Below are 20933 nucleotides of genomic sequence, written 5' to 3'. Positions count from 1 at the left end.
AGAGAATTTTCAACGATTGTTTTGTGAATAGCATGAACTTAAAACTTATAAAAAGAAAATTTTTTGCAATGGTAAAAATTATATCTACAGTTCTTATATCCAGCGCAATTGGATTAGAATCATGGCATATTTATGCATTAATAACTAATAGTAATATTCCCAGCAGCCTTAATCCAATTTTTTGGATTGAGCGTTTTGCCATGACGTGCCATTTTATCGAAGGTATTATAGCAGCTTTTTATGCACCTTCAAGAAAAAAGATGCCAATACAATATGCCACTTATACTTTTTTTGTAGGCACTATTGGGTTGTTAGAACTGTTTGATCGAGATGATGCTTCTACATCTTCTACATCCTGAAGGTGTGAGGTTTTTGGATTAGGTAGGTTGGTAGGTGCGATTTCTACGACGGGCTACGCCTACGCACCAAATGTAAGATTATTAAATCCCTGCTACTGACTTTTGCTCAGTAGCAGGGTGCCAATACAGGTGGCTGGTGAACCTGACGGACAGAAGAAGGTATAGTTTGTATAGTGAGATTTTTGCTGCAATTTTAGTTTAATAGTAAGGAATTAAAAAATGTCTGCTGATACTCAGATAGTTGCTTATCTTGAAGAAAGTGAATTTGATGTTGTTTTAAATGGAAGTGAAGAGAAAGTTGTTGTTGTTGATTTTACTGCTACTTGGTGTGGCCCCTGTCGGTTGGTCAGTCCTTTGATGGAGCAACTTGCTGAAGAATACAAAGGCCGCGCCAAAGTTGTTAAGGTAGACGTTGATAGGAATAAGCCGATTTTCAAAAAATTCGGTCTTCGCAGTATTCCAGCAGTTTTAATTTTCAAAGATGGCATTTTAGCAGAAACCATTGTGGGAGTTTCTCCTTACGAGCAGTTTAGCGAAGCTGTTCAGAAGCTTCTTGAGGTTGTTTAAACTTAATTCGTAATTAACAAGGCTTTTTACCGGATATTTAATAACGGTATTGACGCTTCAGGTGGTGTTTAAATTTCCCGAAGTTTTGAGTATCGGACTTATCACCACTTGAAGCATAATTATGAATTATAGATTTTTAAAGCTTCCCTTTTCGCCTATAATATGATTGCAGTAAACCACTAGAATATTGTTTTGAGTTAATCAGTTCCAATTTTTCTTCAGGGGTTGGCGGTGGGAAAAGCTGTATACCGCTACCTAAGATAGTTGGAATAGTTGAAATAATATATTCATCAATCAAGCTGTGCTGAAGAAATGAATTGATTAATGCTCCGCCACCAACTAGCCAGATATTTTTAAAACCTTGAGCCTCTATATTTGCCAAGGCGTTCTTGACTGTATCAGAAACAAATACAACGTCCTCGCGGTCAGATTGGAGATGGCGTTTGGTGAAAACAAATGATTTCTTCCCCGGATAAGGCCATTCATCAAAACCCAGCCCTACTTCATAAGTATTGCTGCCTAAAACAATAGCATCAATGGATTCGTAGAAAGCAGCATAACCGTAGTCTTCTCCCTCTATATCAAGGATTGATAGCCAATCAATTCCGCCATCGCTGCGAGCAATATAACCATCCAAACTAGCTGCAATATAGAGTGTAACTTTCGTCATTTGGCTCTCCAAAATTTCACTGCTAATTAAAGTCTTAATCGCAAATTGGTAAATTTCTGATTGTATCACAAAAAACTTTTGCAAGAGACTCCATGAGCTGCGCTCACAAGAAACAATGAAAATGTGATAGATTTTGCTCAAGTAGTTGGTACAAAGGTCGGAATGACAGTAGTGCTGTGAGCCTGAGCAAGAGACAGACCGAGATGTCCAGTGGCACAAGGAAATGTGATATCCCAAATCTGAGTGGGAAACACGTAAGGCAGAATCATTTTTGAAAGGACATCACGCCATCTGTGACAACATTAATGGAGGTGAAAGATGGAAGTCACCTACACTCACTGTGCGGGATTAGATGTCCACAAGAAAACAGTAGTTGCCTGCTGCATGACTCCTGGAATTAATATCGACAGAGCCCTCACCAAAATGACACCGCTATTATTCACCAGTTTAGGCGTGTTAGTGGCATTGCGGGCTGGGCAATTTAATATCGGTGGAGAAGGACAAATTTATCTGGGTGCGTTGGGAAGTACTTTAATTGGGTTATACGTGCAAGGATTACCTGCGGTGATTCATATCCCCTTAGCACTTTTAGCAGGATTTCTTTTTGGTGCAGTTTGGGGTTGGATTCCTGGTTATCTCAAAGCTATACGCGGAGTGAATGAGGTAATTACTACATTGTTGCTCAACTATATTGCAGTGAATTTAGTTAGCTACCTCGTCCAAAATCCATTAATGGCAACAGGTGCGCCTAGCCCTTATTCGCCATTAATTGCCAAAACAGCCCAATTGCCGATTATCTTACCGCAAAGCCTTGCCCATGCTGGGATTTTATTCGGTTTAATTGCCGCAGGTATTTTATGGGTATTGTTAGTGCGATCGCCACTAGGTTATCAAATTACGGCAGTGGGATTTAACCCCATTGCCGCCCGTTATGCCCACATCTCTGTTGAACATACAATTATGCTGGTGATGGCTGCTGCGGGTGGTTTAGCTGGGTTAGCTGGGAGTTGTGAAGTGATGGGGTTAAAATATCGGCTATTTGAACAAGTTTCCCCAGGTTATGGATTTGATGCCATTGCGATCGCTTTTTTAAGTCGTGGTAGCGTTGTCGGTGTAGTCTTAACTTCTTTATTTTTTGCAGCCCTTCGCAGTGGTGCAAATGTAATGCAGCGTAGTGCAGGCGTGCCGGTAACTGTGGTTTACGCGATTCAGGGGTTTATGGTGTTATTTATTGCTATCAGTTTCGCAGTCGAAAGAGAAATAAGAGTAAAAACGCAAAGGGACGCAAAAGTTTAACTCAGAAAACTCTGCGAAACTTTGCGCTTCCCTCTGCGAACCTCTGCGTTAAAAAATAACTCCATGAATAATCTCAACTTCTTCTCTGATTACTTAATAGCTACCTTACGTCTAGCCGTCCCCCTAGCATTTGCAGCCCTTGGAGGATTGTACTCGGAACGTTCGGGCGTGTTAAATATCGCCTTAGAAGGGATGTTGCTTACAGGCGCTTTTACCAGTGCTGCGGCTACTTTCTACACAGGCAATCCCTGGCTTGGTATCCTTGCATCCTTGATTGCTGGGGGATTAGTCGGACTACTCCATGCTGTTTTGTGTGTAACTTTGCGTGTCGATCAATTGGTATCTGGGCTAGCAATTAATCTCGTCGCTGCTGGATTAACATCGTTTTTAGCCCGGTTAGTGTTTAGTGGCAGTAGTACACAGCAGTTACCTGGAATTGGGACAATTATTATTCCTGGTTTAGCCAATATTCCCCTAATCGGGCCGCTACTATTTCAGTCAGATTTTTTAGTATATTTATTATTTATCTTAGTTATTTTAACTACATACCTTTTATTTAAAACTAGCTTTGGGCTGACATTGCGGGCAGTGGGTGAATCTCCGAAAGCTGCTGACACGGCTGGAATTTCGGTACAAACTATCCGTTATATCGCAGTGGTAATTAGTGGCTGTCTTGCGAGTTTAGGAGGTGCTTATTTAACTCTGGTACAGGTAAGATTTTTTGCCGAGGGGATGAGTGCTGGTAAAGGATTTATTGCGATCGCAGCATTAATTTTTGGCAGATGGCATCCTGTAGGTAGTGCTTTGGCTTGTTTGCTATTTGGGGCTACAGAAGCTTTACAACTGCGAATTCAGGCATTAGGGGCAAATATCCCTTACCAATTTTTAGTCATGCTACCTTATGTGATCGCTTTATTGGCATTGGTGGGATTAGTGGGAAAATCTACACCTCCTAAAGCTTTAGGTACTCCCTACTTTGGAGAAAATCGCCACCCAGACTAATTTACAGAAATTTTCAGGTAAATAGACCATACGGTAGGGGCGCAAGGCCTTGCGCTACGACGGATGTGGTTCAAATACATGAAAACTGCTGTAAAGTGAAATTCTGGATCGCAAGGGTAATTAAGATACTTTCATTTGCTTCCATAAGATGAGTTTCAACTCAGAACAATTACAAGCCCCATCACTAATTTCTCCTTCGCGATCAGCTAGCCAATCATAAATTTGTGCAGCTTTTGCCAATGCTACTTTTTCTGAACGATAAAGCCGAGGAGTAGGGCAGTAGGCGTGGCCATTGATGTGTATAGCTACAATCTGCCAATAATCGCTCTCTGGTACAATTTCTAAAAACCCGTTACAGTAAGACTCGATTATTCCTATATTCATCTACACCATCAAACTTTTTAACGTTAGCCACAACAAAGCCGATGCCAGCCAATTTTTGCAAGTCAAAGCTGGAATCACCAGGGAATGCAGTAACAACCCCTGTTAATGATTGTGGGTTCGTAGTCAATGAAAATCTGAATTATTGGTCACTTTTTAGCTAGTTGTCTTAGTGCTAATTTGAGCTTGATGATGAAAGTTTTCGCATCAAAAGCAATATCAAAACAATGAAGAAAGGGAAAGGGGGAAAGGGGAAAGGGTAAAGGGTAAGGGGAATAAAGGGAAAGGGGAAATTTTATTCCTTTCCCCTTTCCCCACAAATGCCAAGAAGTCTCTGGTGGGGAAAAGTTCTTTATCCTTTCCTTTCCCCCTTACCCTTTCCTCTTTTCCCCTTTTTGGTAAACTAGCAAAAACTAAAAATAATATGTGGATAAGTGCCATAGTTGCGTACTTACATTATTTAAGCTTCATGTTGTGTTTTGGCGCTCTGGTATCAGAAGCATTGAATTTAAAAAAAGAATTGAGTTTAAATGAGGCTTGGAAGATTGTCATAGCTGATGCAGTATATGGCATATCAGCAACTGTCGTTCTTGTCACAGGCATTTTGCGTGTTATCTACTTTGGTAAAGGCGCGGATTACTATTTAAGCAACCCAGTTTTTTACGCCAAAGTTGTGGTTTTCATCGTGGTGGGTTTGCTATCTCTCTATCCCACTATTTCTTTCATTGGTTGGGTGAAAAGTCTGCAACAGGGGCAAGCACCCAAGCTAGAATTCCTAAAACTAAATCGTCTCATCTGGCTCATTAGAATTGAATTGGTTGGTTTTACCCTAATTCCTTTATTAGCAGCAATAATGGCAAGAGGAATAGGTATAAACTAGGCTAAATTACTCCTGGGTCAGTAATACAGTTTTGGTAAACAAAAGAATCGAAGTTACACACAAGAAGCGATCGCCATCCTAAAAATCAAGCGTTCACGAGGAAAATCAAAAGGCGATCGCACTTTTGCAGGTAAGTAAGTTAGCGTGAAAAAACTAAGTAGGCTTAAAATCCTTACGAATGACCAATGACAAAGGACAAATGACAGCCTTAGCCAGTTAGCTTTAATTTCGCCGACCTACCTTTTCATTCAGTAGCTTCTCTCCGGGACTTCAGTTGAGATGCAATCAGAGGAACTTTGGGCGAGAGAAAAAATCCAATTAAACTGGCAAAAAGGATTGGTGTAAAAGGACTTAAGTTAGTCAATTTTGACAGCAGCAGAGTTGTACTTATAGGTGTACGCGTTACGGCTGCATTGACGGCCGCCATTGTACAAATCATGGCAAGAGCGGGATTAAGCCCCGGAATTAACACTGCTACTGCTTTACCAATACAAGCACCAGTGAAAAACAGGGGGATGATGAATCCACCGCGCCACCCACCTGTTACCGTAATGCTAATGGCTGCCATTTTACCAAGAGCAAGAGTTAAGAGAAAAATAGCACCAAAGTTAGTAGTGAGGACTGGCTCTAATTCTTCATGTCCAAAATAACGGGTTAGGGGTAATAAAGCTGCTAAAGTGCCAAGCCCAAATCCTGCTAATGTTGTGCGTACATAAATGGGGCCAGGAATTCGAGCAAACAAGTAATCGCAGCCCCGAAAAATGCTCATAAAAATCCATCCCGCCACCGCCCCAATGATTCCGAATACGATCGCGATCGCAAAATCATCAATTTTTTCTAGGTGGTACTGGGGAAAATGCCAAGTGGGTGCAATTCCCAAATGTGTAATTGCTGCAAATACCAGATAACTCGCGCAACTTGAAACAATGGCTGGCATCAAAGCTTCGTAATATTCCACAATATGTTCATGGTGCAAAATCTCCAACGCGAACATTGCACCGCCAAGAGGTGCGCCAAACAAAGCTGTGAAGCCAGCCGCCATCGCCGCTAAACTCAAAGTTCTGAGGTCTTCACCCTGGAGTTTTAGGCGATCGGCAACCCAAGTACCGAAAGAACCTGTTACTTGTACTAGTGGCGCTTCTGGCCCAGCACTACCGCCTGCCGATATGCTGATTAAAGAAGCAAGAATCATTGAGGGATTTTTGCGAACATCTAAGCGTCCGCCACGAAAATGGATATTATCAACAATTACGGCGATTTCACCGGGATTTCCCAGAAAATGAATCACCAGTCCGATAACTAAACCAGCGAGTGGCATCACTATCAGGAGGCTAAAACCTTCAAATCGTTGCAGATGGTGAGTTAAAAATTCTAAAACATTCCAGTAAAACGCAGCGAATAGACCACCAGCAGTACCTACAGCTACCCAAAGGATCACCCACTGCGAAATCATCAGGGGATTACGTTTTACCAGTCCAAAAAGTTGAGCAAATGTCCAGCGTTGAGTTTGATTGCTAGCGGTGGTCTTTTTTGGTAACACTGTTTATTTCCTATTTGTGAAACGAAGAATATGGAATATTACGTTTTTTATCGTAAATGCTATTTAGTTCACTGAATCATCTTGGCTCTATAAAGCCATACAGTTCACTTAAGCAATTTTTATTTTTTCCTTCTCTCTGCGTTCTCTATACGTCTGCGGCAAGACGCTTTACGTCACACAGCGCAACATTATATGTTTAGAATTTCATGGTTGATACTTCATTGGTCTATAAATCATTTTAGAAAAGCTTCCTTTTGAGATAATTATCTAGCTAAGTTGCTTATTTCTCTTGGTAGATTCAATCAAAATTAAAAAATACAAAAATAACAATATAGATATCTGAAAACTAAACTGTAAATTGTTAGTTTTATGCAAAAAGTTTATGGCAATGTTCAGGGAATCCGTTGTGTTGCTACTCAAGTTAAATCAGAACCACCTGCGATCGCTGCAACTAATTGACGAACCCGTGAAGGCGATTGCAGTCCCACAAAATTCATACTAACAGGAAGAAATTATATGACACCGACCATCATTGTCCACGGTGGAGCAAAAACCATCACAGACGACAAAGTTGCAGCTAACAATGCAGGCTGTACAGCAGCAGTAGAAGCTGGTTGGGCAGTGCTAATCAGTGGAGGTACTGCCGTAGAAGCTGTTGAAGCAGCTACCCGTGTTTTGGAAGCTGACCCGACATTTAACGCTGGTCTTGGCGCAACTCTCAACAGTGACGGAGAAGTGGAGTTAGACGCGGCGATTATGGAAGGCTCTTTAAGTTGGGGAGCGATCGCAGCAGTTCAGGGTGTACGTCATCCAATCTCGGTTGCCCGAAAAATTATGGATGAAAAACCCAGGCTGCTAGTAGCGCGGGGTGGAGAACGCTTCGCTAGAGATTGCGGTGCCGAAATGTGTAAAAAAGAAGACTTAATAGCTGAGGAGCAATGGCAGCAGTGGAAGGAAGATCAAGAAGTGATTGATCGCCCCAACACCATAGGTTGCGTAGCTTTGGATACTAGCGGTATCTTGGCTGCTGGTACTTCAACTGGCGGTACTACGAAGCAGCAACAAGGTCGCGTCGGTGACACTGCGATCGTTGGCTGTGGCTTGTACGCTGATAATAAATTCGGCGGTTGCTCAACAACAGGTGATGGCGAGTCGATTATCCCGGTGGTTTTGGCTAAAACTGCGATCGATTTTTTGACTGGAGACAGACACCCAGATGAAGCAGCACAGATGGCAATCGATGCTCTGGTTTCTAAGGTTAAAGGTGAAGCTGGGTGCATCCTCATAGACCGTCAAGGACGTGTTGGCTGGGCGTATAACTCATCACACATGGCTTGTGCTTATATGACGGCAGGACAAGACAAGGTGGCTGCCTTTACCAAGAAATAACTCATACCAATTCGTAATAGTCTATGCCCCACTACGCTAAGTTTATGCGTACTTAATAAAACAAAATTCAATCTGAGTTTTCAAGTTTGAATATATAGGCTTGTTTTTTCAAGTTAGTGTTACTTGGAAATGCAGGAGACTCATTTTTTATAAACAACCGCATCCCTTTATAGATGTGGTTTATCGGAGGAGTAGATGAACTCAAAATATAACTTTCATTATTTTCAAGGGAGTACTCTTTCTGATCTGTTTGCTCAAGATATCATAGATGGATCTTATGGATTTATCTTAAATTACCCTGCAACTGCGAGTTGGGCTGCTTATCCCAACCGGAAACAATATTTTATTCAAGATGGTAGTAGTGAAGCCAGCAAAACCTCCTTCGACAAGATTTGTCAGAAAGAACCTTGGAAAAATCTGGCTGTCTTAGGCGATCGCATTCCCGGAATTGTGATTATTCCGCCACCAAAGGCCCTACTTGAATACTGGCAAGAGCATTTGGGATTCAAGCACTCCAATATTGAGATGATGGATTGCTCGACTTATCTAGACGATCTCAGCCACAGCGAACGCTTTGATAAACTCATCACTCTATTTCCTTTTGATTGTCTAAAACCTGAAAAACACGCTGTTGCTTCAGACACCCATTACCGTTTACTCAGCAAAGTAACGCTAGAAGAACTAGGGGTGCAATGTCCAAAATATAAGAGCTACAATCTGCAACAAGTCAATATCGCAGACATTCAGTTACCACAATTTCCCTACTTAATTAAAACGTCCCACGGGCTCTCAGGAGAAGGCACTTATATCATCAAAAGTCCCAGCGATCTAAACTACTGCCTTGAAGAAATTAAGAAATATCTTGATATTAAGTTGCTTGATACGATTATTGTCTCAGAGTTCGTCAAGAATGAAGTGCAGAATTACTGCGTACAGTTCTATGTCAACAAAGCCGGGGAGATAACTCTCATTGGCACTACCGGACAACTCGTCACTCCAGAAGGCAACTATTTAGGAGGAATTATTGACTACGGCAAAACTGACATGAGCAAGTTCTTTGAAATGATTGCCAACGTTGGTGATTATGCCCACAAACAGGGGTATTTCGGTGTGATTGGCTTTGATGTGCTGGAAAATCAAGACGGACAATTTTACGCGATCGATGCCAATTTCCGAGTTAATGGTTCTACTCCGTTGTGCTTGCAGCGTCATACTCTATTGCGACTGGGAAAAGAAGTAGCTAAATACTCCAGTAGCTACCGAATGGAGGGGACATTAGAATCAATTCTCATAACCTTGAAACCAGAATTAGATCGCAAAGACTTGATTATTTTATCGGCTTTAGAGAAGGCTAAATACGGAAAAATCTACACTGAACTTTATGCGATCGTTACTGGAGAAACTATCGAACAAATGCAGTATATCGAGCAGCAATTACAGACTAAGGGATTACAATTACTGTAAGGATTCAGGTGCTGGGGTATTGACAAGTGTGGTAGGGGAAGCAGAATATAGCAATTATGGAAAAAAACCTGCCACTAAAACTAGACACTGAAACCCTAAAACAGTTGGAGAAAGAGCAACTGGTAGAGATGCTTATGGAGCAGGCAAAAGCTATAGAACAGCTAAAATCCAGAGTAATAGAACTAGAATCTGTAATAGAGAAACTCAAAGTTAGTAGAGACTTAGACAGCACAACATCATCAAAACCACCGTCGGCAGACATCCTCAAAAAAACCGAGAAAAAACTTGAAGATGAAGCAGGGGAGAGTGAAACGCCAAAACGGAAACCAGGAGGACAGCCAGGACATCGGGGAAAAACGAGAAAGGGTTTTGGGAGAGTAGATAGGTTTGAGATATTAAGACCGCAAGTGTGTTTTTGTTGTGGTCAAAAGGAATTCAGTAACGAACCAATAAAAATAGAAACCCAGCAAGTAGCACAGTTGGTAGAAAGACCTATCGAAATCGTAGAATATCAAAGACATACCTGTATTTGCAGCGAGTGTGGGTCAAAACAAACAGCAGACTGGTCGCCAGAAATAGTACCGGGACAAGATATAGGAATCAGACTGCAAGCTTTCTTGGGATGGATAAATAATTACGGGCATTTACCATACGAGAAACAACAAGAATTGTTGTGGGAACTGGGTGAAATAGAAATTGGAGTCGGGACTTTAGTAGCCACAAATGAACGAATAGATGGTGCCGTAGCTCAAAGTATTGACAACCTTAAAGAGTGGATAAAACAAACCCAGCCGAATATCCATTCGGATGAAACACCTTGGGTAATCAAAGGGGTAAAAGAATGGTTATGGATTTTTGCCAATACCGATTTCGCTTTATTTCATGCGGCTGATACTCGTTCTCGCGCCGAATTAGAGGCAATTTTGGGTTCAAGTTACTCTGGTGTACTCAGTTCTGATGACTTTAGTGCTTATAACGGTTATCCGGTGAAAGCCCAACAGAAATGTCAGGCGCATTTACGCCGTCACTTCAAGAAACTCATCTTAATTCCTGGCTTGAATAACAAAGAGATTGGGTCAGCATTTGTCAGCCTGATAGATGAAGGTTTTAAAAACTATGCTCTCTTCCAACAAACTAAAAACATTGATGAGTTCTGGAGTTGGGCATCCGAGTTTAAAATAAAAGTTGAATCTTCCATTCATTCATGGATTGATAAAGCTGGAGGAGAAGCTGGTAAACTTTTACGCTCCTTACGTAATAAAGCTCATCAATGGTGGTATTTCTTAGACCACCCGGACATACCCCCTGATAATAATTTAGCAGAACGAACATTACGTTTAGCAGTCACAAAACGAAAAGTCAGTGGTGGTTCTCGTTCTATGAAGCGATTCCAAGATACTGCTAATTTATTGACTGTTATACAAACTTGTCGCCGTCAAGGACGCTCTGTAATTGAGTTTTTTGACCAAGCTATCAAAGCGATGGTTAACTCTTCTGTGCAGACCCCTTCTTTAATTCCTCTCGTTTAGACCTGAATCCTTACTTTAATCGGAATATTCCTTTCTCGGCATTTGTTCAAGCTTTCCGTCATTTTATGGAGCAGTTACTAGCAGAAAGCAGTATTAAAATACAAGAATGGAAAAATAAAATTGTTCAAGCATTAGGTGAAGATGGTCAAGTAATCATTGAAGTAATTCCTGAATTAGAAAGAATTATTGGCAAACAGCCCCCTGCACCAGAGTTATCAGGTAACGCCGCCCAAAACCGATTTAATTTATTATTTCAGAAATTTCTCCAAGTATTTACAACTAAAGACCATCCTTTAGTAATATTTTTAGATGACTTACAGTGGGTAGATTCGGCTTCATTAAAACTCATACAGTTATTAACGAATGAAGCTAACCAGGGATATTTATTGTTAATTGGTGCGTATCGAGATAATGAAGTATTTCCAGCACATCCGTTGATGGTGATGTTGGATGAAATTCGTAAAACAAGTGTAACTGTAAATAGCCTTAACCTGAAACCACTAAACCAATTACAATTGAATCAACTGGTAGCAGACACGTTAAATTGTGCAGAGGATGTGGCATTATCTCTTTCGCAATTGGTCGATCGTAAAGCTCAAGGCAATCCATTTTTTGCAACTCAGATTCTCAAATCATTACATCAAGACCGTCTAATTCAATTCAATTTTGTAGAGGGATGTTGGGAATGTGATATTTCCCAAATAAATCAGCAAACTTTAGCAGATGATGTTGTTGAGTTTATGGTCTTCCAATTACGAAGACTACCAGAAGCAACTCAACAACAATTGAAGCTAGCGGCTTGTATTCGGAATCAATTCGATTTAAAAATATTAGCGATTGTTTCCAAACAATCGGAGGTAGAAACCGCAGATTGTTTGTGGAAGGCTTTGCAAGAAGGGTTAATTTTGCCGCAAAGTGAGGTTTATAAGTTTTTTGTTGGTTCAGACAATCAAGCAGCTACTCAAGAACATTCTGGGATGGTTGTATAGAACCCATTTGACATCTAAGAAGGTGCTGCAAGCCTCTTAATCATTAGCCTGATGAAACAGAGATTGAGTTTGGCAGTGGCACTAACGAGGGTTCGTTCAAAGTTCTTAACCAGAATTTTACAGCGCTCCATCCAAGCATTGGAGCGTTCAATTACCCATCTGGCTATTGCCGGAACAAATCCAGATTTTTCTTGTGCCGCTTTCTCTTGTTTTGAGGGTTTCGTAGAAAGTTGAAACTGAATTTTGGTCATGATCTCTGGGTAAATCTGCTCTAACTCCTGAGTCAAGTATTCTGGGTGATACCCATGATCTAGCAGGATAGTGATCTTGGGAATATCGATAGGTTTTGACTTGAAGTAGTCGATGTTGAGAGTAAACATCTCAATTAATCCGGCATCATCCGAGACATTGGCGCGAGTACAGTGCGTAAAGAAGGGAAACCCAAGGGTGTCAATAGCCAAATGCCTTTTAATACCGTTGGTGGCTTTGTAGAAACAAAAACCTTTCGACTCCACACTGGCATTACAGGTATTTTTCACTGCTTGGGAGTCAATGATGATCAACGTCGTCCAGTGCGGTTTTTTTTTACCTGTTCACGGACTTGTCCATGTAATACACTCATCAGTTCCTCAAATACCCCTGCTGCTCGCCACTGTTTGTAGTGCCAATATACGGTGGAATAAGGCGGGAAGTCTTTAGGTAAGTCTTGCCAATTGCATCCATTTTTTAGTTGATAGAGAATTCCATTGAAGATATCTCGCTTTGGCCAGTTGGTCGGTCGAGTCTGCTTCTTAGTCGGTAATATCTCTTGCAATAAGGGTTCAAAAATTTCCCATTCTGCATCAGTGAGGTTGCTGGAATACGCCATTAGTATTGGATTTTTGATGCTGAGGAGTACCTTAATTCAAAACCTCATAAGATGTCAAATGGGTTCTATATAAATTTTTACACGATCGCGTCCAGCAAGCTGCTTATTCACTGATTCCAGAAGCACAAAAACAGTCAACACACCTGCAAATTGGTCGATTGTTGTTGGAAAATACACCTTTGCATCAGCAAGAGGAAGGCATTTTTGCGATCGTTAACCAATTCAATTACGGATTGGAGTTGTTGGAAGAACCTGGCGAACGAGAACATCTGGCCCGATTAAATCTAATAGCTGGTTGTAAAGCCAAAAACTCAACTGCTTATGCAACAGCAGTAGAATATTTAAAAGTTGCAATGCTTCTATTACCGATAAATGCTTGGCAAAGTAGCTACGATTTGACCCTTGCTGTTTACGAATCTGCGGCTGAAGCAGAATATCTGAATACAAACTTTGAGTCATCCAAATCATTAGTAGATATTATCCTCAAAAACGCCAAATCTCCATTAGAAAAAGTTCGTACTTATGAGATTCAAATCCAGTCTTATACGGCGCAAAATAAATTCATTGAAGCAATAGCCACAGGTAGAGAAGCACTCCAATTACTAGATTTGACCTTACCTGAAGATGGTAACACTCAAATGATTTTTGATGAATATGACCAGTTGCAACAAATGTTAGTTCATCAATCAATTGCAGCATTGGCAGATATGCCAGAAATAACCGATCCCAAAAAATTAGTCGCACTTCGCATTTTATCGGGTTTATTTGCCCCGGTTTATATAGCCAAACCGATGTTGCTGCCAATCAAGATTTTTACAATGATCAAAATTTGTATTCAATCTGGCAACTCACCACAGGCTGCTGTAGCTTACAGTCTCTATGGATTATTTTTGTGCAGTATTGGTGCAATTGAAGATGGATATAGCTTTGGTAAACTGGCAATACAACTTTTAGATAAATTTCAAAATAAAGAACTTAAAAGTAGAGTTTATCTCACATTTAGCCTATTTATTAAACACTGGAAAGATTCAATTAAATCCACGTTAGGTTTATTTTTAGATGGGTTACAAAGTGGATTAGAAACTGGAAATTTAGAATATGTTGGTTATTGTGCTAATTGCTATAGTCAGTTTCTCTTTTGGAGTGGAGAAAACCTAGAAAATGCAGTGCTGGAGGCAGATAAATATTGCGACCTAATGCAGCAACTTAAACAAGAAGTATCTCTAGTTTGGGGAAATATTTGGCGGCAGACAGTTTTAAATTTACAAGGAGAAGTGGTTAATCCCTGCTGTTTAATTGGTAAGCATTTTCACGAAGAAGAGATGTTACCAACTTTGATTGCAACTAACAATATTAATGGGATTTGTTATGTCTATCTAGCAAAAACTCTTCTAGCTTATCTTTTTGGCGAATACGAACCTGCTTGGGAATATTCCCAAAAATTTGAGCAGTATGAGCAGGGAGCAGCAGGCTTATTAATTGTTCCTTTGCGAAATTTCTATCAATCTTTGAGTTTGTTAGCTCTTTGTTCTCAGGTAAATGAAGCACAGCAACAGCTTTATCTCCAGAAAGTAGCTGAAAACCAAGCAAAAATGCAAGAATGGGCAAATCATGCGCCAGTCAATTATCAGCATAAGTACAATTTAGTTTTGGCTGAACAAGCTCGTGTAACTGGCGATCGCGTACAAGCCGCAGATTATTATGAAATCGCTATCCAAGAAGCGATCGCCAATGACTATATTCAGGAAACAGCAATCGCTAACGAGCTTGCTGCCAAATTTTACCTAGAATGGGGTAAAGAAAAAGCCGCAGAAGGATATCTGCAACAGGCATATTACTGCTATGCCCGTTGGGGAGCAAAAGCCAAAACTGATGATTTGGAAAAACGCTATCCCAAATTACTCAAACCCATTTTGCAACAGCAAGAATTCTACTTTAATCCCTTAGAAAGCATAACCACTATTGGCAGTATATCTACTTGCGCTACCAGCAGTACTAATATTTCTGATACTCTAGATTTGACCTGCATTCTCAAAGCCGCTCAAACTATCTCTAGTTGTATCGAATTAGATGTACTCATCAGCAGCCTCACCCGCATTATCCTAGAAAATTCAGGTGCAAAAACATCTGTATTAATTCTTCCTCAAGAAGATATTTGGCAAGTACGGGCAATTACCTTTATCGATCAACAGTCAAATTCTCAGACTGATGTCAAAACCATTCTTGATTCACAACTACTAGACACTTGTCAAGATATTCCCATAAAACTGATCAATTACGTTAAAAATACTCAAGAAACTGTCATCATAGATAATTGCAAAACAAATATTCCCGGTGTCATTGGGGAATATATGCTCCTACATCAACCTCAAAGTGTATTATGTACACCCATTATTAACCAAGGTCATTTGGTGGGGATTATCTACCTAGAAAATCAACTGAATCAAGGGGTATTTACTACTAATCGTTTACAAGTAATTAACCTACTATCTTCCCAAGCAGCAATTGCCTTAGAAAATGCCAAACTTTATCAGCAAGCCGGGCAAGCTTTAGAAGATTTGCAACAAGCTCAATTACAAATCGTCCAGAGCGAAAAAATGTCTGCATTGGGTAACTTAGTGGCTGGGGTAGCTCACGAAATGAATAATCCTTTGGGCTTTATTGCTGCCAGTCTCAAACAAGCAAAACCCATATTTCTTGATATTTCTGAACACTTAAAACTGTATCAAGAAAAGTTTTCCGAGCCGGGGGATGAAATCATCAACCATGCTGAAGAAATTGATTTAGATTATACATTAGAAGACTTACCCAAGATAATTGATTCGATGACTATGGCCTGTGAGAGGCTAGAAAATATTAGTACGAGCCTCCGAACTTTTTCTCGTGCCGATAGAGATTACAAAGTTCCATTTAACATTCACGAAGGGATTGATAGTACAATTCTAATTTTAAAACATCGTCTCAAAGCTAATGAACATCGTCCAGCAATTGAGGTAGTGACTAACTACAGTAACTTGCCGCCAGTTGAATGCTTTCCAGGGCAATTAAATCAAGTATTTATGAATATCCTAGCGAATTCTATTGATGCCTTGGATGAATCAAATACAGATCGGACATTTGAGGATATTAAAGCTAATCCGAATCGAATTACAATTACCACCTCCTTAAAATATCAACAGGTTGAAGTAAAGATTGCTGATAATGGGGTGGGGATGAGCGAGTCAGTCAAAGAAAAAATATTTGAGCATTTGTTTACTACTAAAGGTGTTGGTAAAGGAACGGGATTAGGATTAGCGATCGCTCATTCTATTGTTGTAGAAAAACACAGTGGCAATCTAAATGTAAATTCTACTCCAGGTGAAGGAACAGAATTTGTCATTAGCTTACCAATTCTGGCTCAAACTCAAAGTTAAATTGTTGGAGATATGAAGCAATACGGTTCGGATAAGCAGGGGAGGTAAGACCTTGATTTCTCACTTGTGAGAAATCAAGGAGTGTGGGAGGTGTGGGAGGATGGGGAAGAAATCTGACCCCGCACACTCCCCACACTCCCCACACTCCTCTGCCTACATCTCCCCCTGCTCCCCCTACCTGCCTCAACCAAGAAATTATTTACCACCATTATTAATTTGTGCTGCTATTAATCAAAACTGAAAAAAACTCACCATAATATTACACAGCTACCCAAATTGCTCAATTCATTTTGGGAAAACTAGACACAAGATAAATAATTACAAATTTGGCTGATGAAAATAACTTTTGCTAACTTAAGCTTAATTGGTGCAATCTACATATCTGCTATTGGTAACAGCAATGTTCAAGCGCAGATCACGCCTGATGGTACTCTCAACACCACTGTGTCTGGCAGTAATAGTTACAACATTACTGGCGGTACTGTTGTTAGCAATAATTTATTTCACAGCTTTAGCCAATTCTCTATTCCTACAGGTGGTTCTGCAACTTTCAGTCATAATTCCAACATTCAAAATATTTTTAGTCGCATCACTGGTAATAGTATTTCTTATATTAATGGTTCCATCAACACTAATAGCGGTGTTAACCTTTTCTTACTGAACCCGGCGGGGATTATATTTGGTGCAAATGCTAGCTTAAACGTTGGTGGTTCTTTTGTCGGCACAACCGCTAATAGCATCCAATTTGCTGATGGCAACGAGTTTAGCACCAACATAACTAAATCCCCATTGTTAACTATGAGTGTACCTGTAGGGTTACAACTTGGGGGCAATCCGGGAACTATTTCCGTGCAAGGAGTGGGAAATAATAGTAGATTGAACCCCACAACTTCTGTTTCTGGATTAACTAGTACAAATGGCTTGCAGGTTTTACCTGAAAAAACACTAGCTTTGATAGGTGGTGATCTCGTTCTCGATAGTAGCTTTCTTTCTGCACCAGGAGGACGAATTGAACTTGGCAGCATTACCCAAGGCAGTGCAAATATCCATCTCACGCCGCAAGCATTAACGTTTAGCTATCCAAGTATTGGCTCTAGCTTTGGTAATATCCAAATGAGTCAAGGTGCTGTTGCATCTGTACGCGGAACCAGCCCCGGTTCGATTCAACTTCAGGGTAAACAGATCGATCTTCAGGATGGTTCTTTGCTGGTAGTACAAAATTTAGGCAACAGTAAAGCAGGTGATATTACTGTTAATGCTACAGAATCGCTACAAGTAGTTGGTAAATCCTCAGATTTTCGCAGTTCCAGTGGCATAGTCAATGAAGCTCTACTATCAGGAACCGCAGGAAATATTGTGATTACAACTCCAACATTGACCATTGATCGTGGGGCAATTGTTATGGATCGTAGCTATAATTCGGCCCGTGGTGGTAACATCACAATCAATGCCAATGCAGTGTCTGTGGGTGGGGTCGATCCGAAAGATCCATCTACTGTTCCGATATTTGGTGTGCTTGTTGCTGCTGCTTTTGGAACTAAGCAAGGTGGAGATTTATCGATTTCTACTGATAGCCTTTCAATTTTGGGCGGTGCTAATGTTGGTACTAGGAGCTTTTCTAGCGGTCAGAGTGGCAATGTTAAAGTTACTGCTGATACTGTGAATGTCTCAAGTCTGGATTCTCCTCCTGGATCGCTTTTTATCAGCTTGCTATCAGCGAATACTTTTGGCCCAGGAGATGCAGGAGACTTACATTTAGATACCCGGAAATTGTCAATACAAGATGGGGGTTTAGTCTCAGTTTCGAGTGTGAGTAGTGGGAATGCTGGCGATCTTACCATTAATGCCACTGAGTCAATTGATGTTAGGGGCATGAAAGACGCAGAAAATCCTAGTTATATTGGGGCGATCGCCCGTTTATTTCTACTGAGAACTTCTACAAATATTAATAACAATAGTACCTCCAAGGCAAATGCAGGGAGTGTCACAATTAATACTCCTAAATTAACCATTCGTGATGGGGCAAGAGTTTTTGTCGAAAATGAAGTTCAAGGTGATGCAGGTACCTTAAACGTTAATGCCAATACCTTATATCTCAACAATGGTAGTCTTTCCGCATCTACAAAAGCTGGTCAAGGAGGCAATATCAATCTCCAACTCCGCGATTATTTGCTCATACGTAATGGTAGCTTCATTAATGCTGAAGCTGGTGCTGCTGGCAATGGTGGTAACATTACCATTAATTCACCTATCATTCTCGGCTGGGAAAACAGCGATATCATTGCCAATGCTTTCCAAGGTAAAGGCGGAAATATTGAAATTACAACTCAGGGGATTTTTGGTTTAGAATATCGTCCGAAACTAACATCAGAAAATGATATCACCGCCAGTTCACAATTTGGAGTGAATGGTACAGTTAACGTTAATACTATTGGTTTTGACCCCAATTCTGGTCTAGTGGAATTACCTGTGAATGTTAGTGATTCTTCCCAAAAAATCGCTACAGGATGTGCAAATAGCAGTGGTAGTAGTTTTGTCGCCACAGGTAGAGGTGGGATACCGCAAAATCCGACACAGGAAATTAGCAGCGATCGCACTTGGTCAGACATCCGCGACATCTCTGCATTCCACACAACACAACCAGTCAAAGCACAAATACAGAAACCCCCAGAAATACTTGTTCAAGCTACATCTTGGCGACGTAATGCCCAAGGTAAAATTGAATTAATTAGCAATCAATCTCCGAATCAGGTACAAACAGCATTAACCTGTGCGGCTACACCTCAAAATTAATTAACTTTACATAAGTTACTAAACCAGAATTGCACATTATTTAATCCACGATCCTTACCCGGATTTCTCACTTGTGAGAAATCAAGGCTTCATGCCTTTTGATTGGTTCCAAAGTAGAGGTCGCTTAATTCTTCCAAAGAAACATCGGTCTGCGATTCTGGATTACGAAAGTAGGGATGGATGGGCAGGAGTTCAGCGCGATCGCGGTTTTCCGGTAAAGACAGAATCTGCTCAAGCAAAGTCAGGTAGTTTTCAGCAGTAGATTCCCAACTGTACGTCTTCAGAACCCGTTGCTGACCAGCTTGGGCAAAATAGTCCCACTCCTGAGCATCACATAGCACCCGCTCTAAGCCTCGTGCAATATCAGCAGGATCTTCTGGGTCTACGAGTATGCCATATTCCTTATTTCCCTGTCGCAAGCTTTCGCTAGGGCCACCGTTCTTGGTTGCTACCACTGGTAAACCTGCAACTGCTGCTTCTAAAGGAGCAAGTCCAAAGGGTTCGTAAAGTGCTGTCAGCGCAAATACCGAGCGGCGTTTAACCATAAACCGATAGGCTGCTGCCAGTGACTCTTGAGACTGATCTGACAAGCCAAATGCACTAATCTTGCCCCACAAGTCGTTTTCCTTCACCACCTCTCGAATGGGGGCTAATACCTCTTCAGCTATGCTGTCACTAGCCTCTTCTCGTAAGGGATCGTCCAGTCCCCCTGTAAGTAACATCAAGTTAGCTCGTTCCTGAAGTGTTGGACTGATTGCGAAGGCTTGCACTAGCCCTAATATGTTTTTTTTAAGCTCTAATCGACTGGATGCTACGATGACAGGCAAATCTCGACGGGCTTCTGCAATGTCCCGTGCCAATCGCTCCTGAATGAATTCTTCAGTTGCTTTCTCATTTTCGGAACGTGCCTTTGCACCGAAAATCGAGAAATCTGCTCCCGGTGGAATCACTGCAAAGCGGTTGTCGTTGTCTACATCCACTGCACTCCTATAGACTCGATGAGAATACTGTTGAAAGCGTTCTTGTCGTGTACTGGTGATATTAACGACCGAGCGATTCATGCTCAAGCGTTCGGCTAGGATGCGATATTTAAAATGGAATTGCTCATCTATTTCTAACAAGTTCTCTGAAGTGACTTCCAGCTTGTCCATCTTTTGGGCACCGAGAGAATGAGCAGTAAAGGTAAAAGGTATGCCTGTATCCTCTTCAATTAAAACGCCACACAGCCCTCCATCGGCGTAGTGAGCAGTCATAGCATCGGGTAAGCCACCTTGCTGTTGATAAAATTTCAAGATATTGGGTACCCAATCACTAATCAGATGAGTCCATAACAACTCTTTGGGAAGAAATTCTTTTGGCCCAGCTGGTAAGCGGATAATGCGGACGTTATCGATTCCTGGATAAGTGTCAAACGCTTCGGCAAATTCTGGCCATTCCGGATCAATAATTTGACGGGTGAGAATATCTACTTTGTGTCCCTTTTCGGCTATCGCTATAGCGACTTGCTTAACGTAGATCAGTTGACCCCCAAAATCTGGGTGTTTGCTTATGTGACTATTGTTTGAATCAAAATTGCCTTGAGGGTTGAGAAATCCAATGTGCATCGCCCACTTCCTAATACAGGTTGATTTCTACTAGAGATTTTGCCTGAACACGGCAGCATAACAACTTAGTGAGCTTGTTAAAAACTCCCAAGGCTGAAAAACGCAGGCAGTGAGACTGTACATAAATACCATTGCTAAAAAAGTAAGCCAAAGGGCTTTTATTGATTCCCTTTAGCTTAAACCCAGCCA

17 protein-coding genes and 1 pseudogene are annotated in these 20933 nt (G+C 41.0%); 11 read left to right on the top strand and 7 right to left on the bottom strand.

All coding sequences use genetic code 11. The features are described 5' to 3' along the window. Positions 1-32: 32 nt before the first annotated feature. Entirely contained in the window at positions 33-359 is a 327-nt protein-coding gene (locus GJB62_RS15215; protein WP_114080572.1) for a hypothetical protein, read from the top strand. Positions 360-578: 219 nt separating this feature from the next. Next, positions 579-926, top strand: a complete 348-nt coding sequence (trxA, locus tag GJB62_RS15210) for a thioredoxin (RefSeq protein ID WP_012411639.1) — start codon at positions 579-581, stop codon at positions 924-926. A 136-nt stretch (positions 927-1062) separates the two neighbouring features. Here the strand turns inward: trxA and GJB62_RS15205 are convergent, their stop codons facing one another. After that, a complete protein-coding gene (locus GJB62_RS15205) occupies positions 1063-1596 on the bottom strand; it encodes a dihydrofolate reductase family protein (protein WP_114080579.1) in 534 nt (177 codons plus the stop codon). 318 nt (positions 1597-1914) lie between these two features. On the opposite strand from GJB62_RS15205, the gene GJB62_RS15200 reads away from it, so the two are divergent. Further along, positions 1915-2892, top strand: a complete 978-nt coding sequence (locus GJB62_RS15200) for an ABC transporter permease (RefSeq protein WP_245245937.1) — start codon at positions 1915-1917, stop codon at positions 2890-2892. 63 nt (positions 2893-2955) lie between these two features. Then, positions 2956-3894 carry an ABC transporter permease gene (locus GJB62_RS15195; RefSeq protein WP_114080573.1) on the top strand — a complete coding sequence of 313 codons (939 nt, stop codon included), beginning with the start codon at positions 2956-2958 and terminating at the stop codon, positions 3892-3894. A 120-nt stretch (positions 3895-4014) separates the two neighbouring features. On the opposite strand, the gene GJB62_RS15190 is transcribed toward GJB62_RS15195, so the two are convergent. Together GJB62_RS15190 and GJB62_RS15185 are read right to left on the bottom strand one after the other, a co-directional pair. Further along, complete coding sequence (locus tag GJB62_RS15190) at positions 4015-4278, bottom strand: hypothetical protein (protein WP_114080574.1); 264 nt, start codon at positions 4276-4278, stop codon at positions 4015-4017. Next, complete coding sequence (locus GJB62_RS15185) at positions 4247-4405, bottom strand: hypothetical protein (protein WP_159402519.1); 159 nt, start codon at positions 4403-4405, stop codon at positions 4247-4249. Before GJB62_RS15185 ends, GJB62_RS15190 begins: the two co-directional genes overlap by 32 nt. 294 nt (positions 4406-4699) lie before the next feature. Here GJB62_RS15185 and GJB62_RS15180 point away from each other — a divergent pair, with 294 nt between their 5' ends. Next, positions 4700-5155 (top strand): DUF2214 family protein, encoded by a 456-nt coding sequence (locus GJB62_RS15180; RefSeq protein ID WP_114080575.1) that lies wholly within the window; start codon positions 4700-4702, stop codon positions 5153-5155. A gap of 244 nt (positions 5156-5399) precedes the next feature. Here GJB62_RS15180 and GJB62_RS15175 read toward each other — a convergent pair whose 3' ends face one another. Then, a complete protein-coding gene (locus tag GJB62_RS15175) occupies positions 5400-6695 on the bottom strand; it encodes a chloride channel protein (RefSeq protein WP_114080576.1) in 1296 nt (431 codons plus the stop codon). Positions 6696-7211: 516 nt separating this feature from the next. On the opposite strand from GJB62_RS15175, the gene GJB62_RS15170 reads away from it, so the two are divergent. The 4 genes and pseudogenes from GJB62_RS15170 to GJB62_RS15155 all read left to right on the top strand — a co-directional run. Continuing rightward, a complete protein-coding gene (locus GJB62_RS15170; RefSeq protein ID WP_114080577.1) occupies positions 7212-8084 on the top strand; it encodes an isoaspartyl peptidase/L-asparaginase family protein in 873 nt (290 codons plus the stop codon). Positions 8085-8279: 195 nt separating this feature from the next. Beyond that, entirely contained in the window at positions 8280-9548 is a 1269-nt protein-coding gene (locus tag GJB62_RS15165) for a carbamoylphosphate synthase large subunit (protein ID WP_114080578.1), read from the top strand. A 56-nt stretch (positions 9549-9604) separates the two neighbouring features. Continuing rightward, the gene (locus GJB62_RS15160) at positions 9605-11077 is read left to right on the top strand and encodes an IS66 family transposase (RefSeq protein ID WP_159402428.1); all 1473 of its coding nucleotides are present in this window, start codon (positions 9605-9607) and stop codon (positions 11075-11077) included. 14 nt (positions 11078-11091) lie between these two features. Further along, positions 11092-12030 (top strand): annotated as a pseudogene (locus GJB62_RS15155) (AAA family ATPase); the annotation flags it as partial. A 50-nt stretch (positions 12031-12080) separates the two neighbouring features. Here the strand turns inward: GJB62_RS15155 and GJB62_RS15150 are convergent. After that, positions 12081-12629, bottom strand: a complete 549-nt coding sequence (locus GJB62_RS15150) for a transposase (protein ID WP_114081801.1) — start codon at positions 12627-12629, stop codon at positions 12081-12083. After that, positions 12626-12934 carry a transposase gene (locus GJB62_RS15145; protein WP_114081800.1) on the bottom strand — a complete coding sequence of 103 codons (309 nt, stop codon included), beginning with the start codon at positions 12932-12934 and terminating at the stop codon, positions 12626-12628. Before GJB62_RS15145 ends, GJB62_RS15150 begins: the two co-directional genes overlap by 4 nt. A gap of 158 nt (positions 12935-13092) precedes the next feature. Between GJB62_RS15145 and GJB62_RS15140 the strand changes: the two genes are divergently transcribed. Together GJB62_RS15140 and GJB62_RS15135 are read left to right on the top strand one after the other, a co-directional pair. Continuing rightward, positions 13093-16347 (top strand): ATP-binding protein, encoded by a 3255-nt coding sequence (locus tag GJB62_RS15140; RefSeq protein ID WP_245245936.1) that lies wholly within the window; start codon positions 13093-13095, stop codon positions 16345-16347. Positions 16348-16680: 333 nt separating this feature from the next. After that, positions 16681-19140: an S-layer family protein gene (locus GJB62_RS15135; protein ID WP_114086206.1), complete on the top strand. Its 2460-nt coding sequence runs from the start codon at positions 16681-16683 to the stop codon at positions 19138-19140. Positions 19141-19229: 89 nt separating this feature from the next. Here GJB62_RS15135 and GJB62_RS15130 read toward each other — a convergent pair whose 3' ends face one another. Then, the gene (locus GJB62_RS15130; protein WP_114086205.1) at positions 19230-20744 is read right to left on the bottom strand and encodes a glycosyltransferase; all 1515 of its coding nucleotides are present in this window, start codon (positions 20742-20744) and stop codon (positions 19230-19232) included. Between the last annotated feature and the right edge of the window lie 189 nt (positions 20745-20933).

The organism is Nostoc sp. ATCC 53789 (assembly GCF_009873495.1).
In the GTDB taxonomy this organism is placed as follows: domain Bacteria; phylum Cyanobacteriota; class Cyanobacteriia; order Cyanobacteriales; family Nostocaceae; genus Nostoc; species Nostoc muscorum_A.
This window is presented reverse-complemented; position numbering and strand designations above follow the sequence as displayed.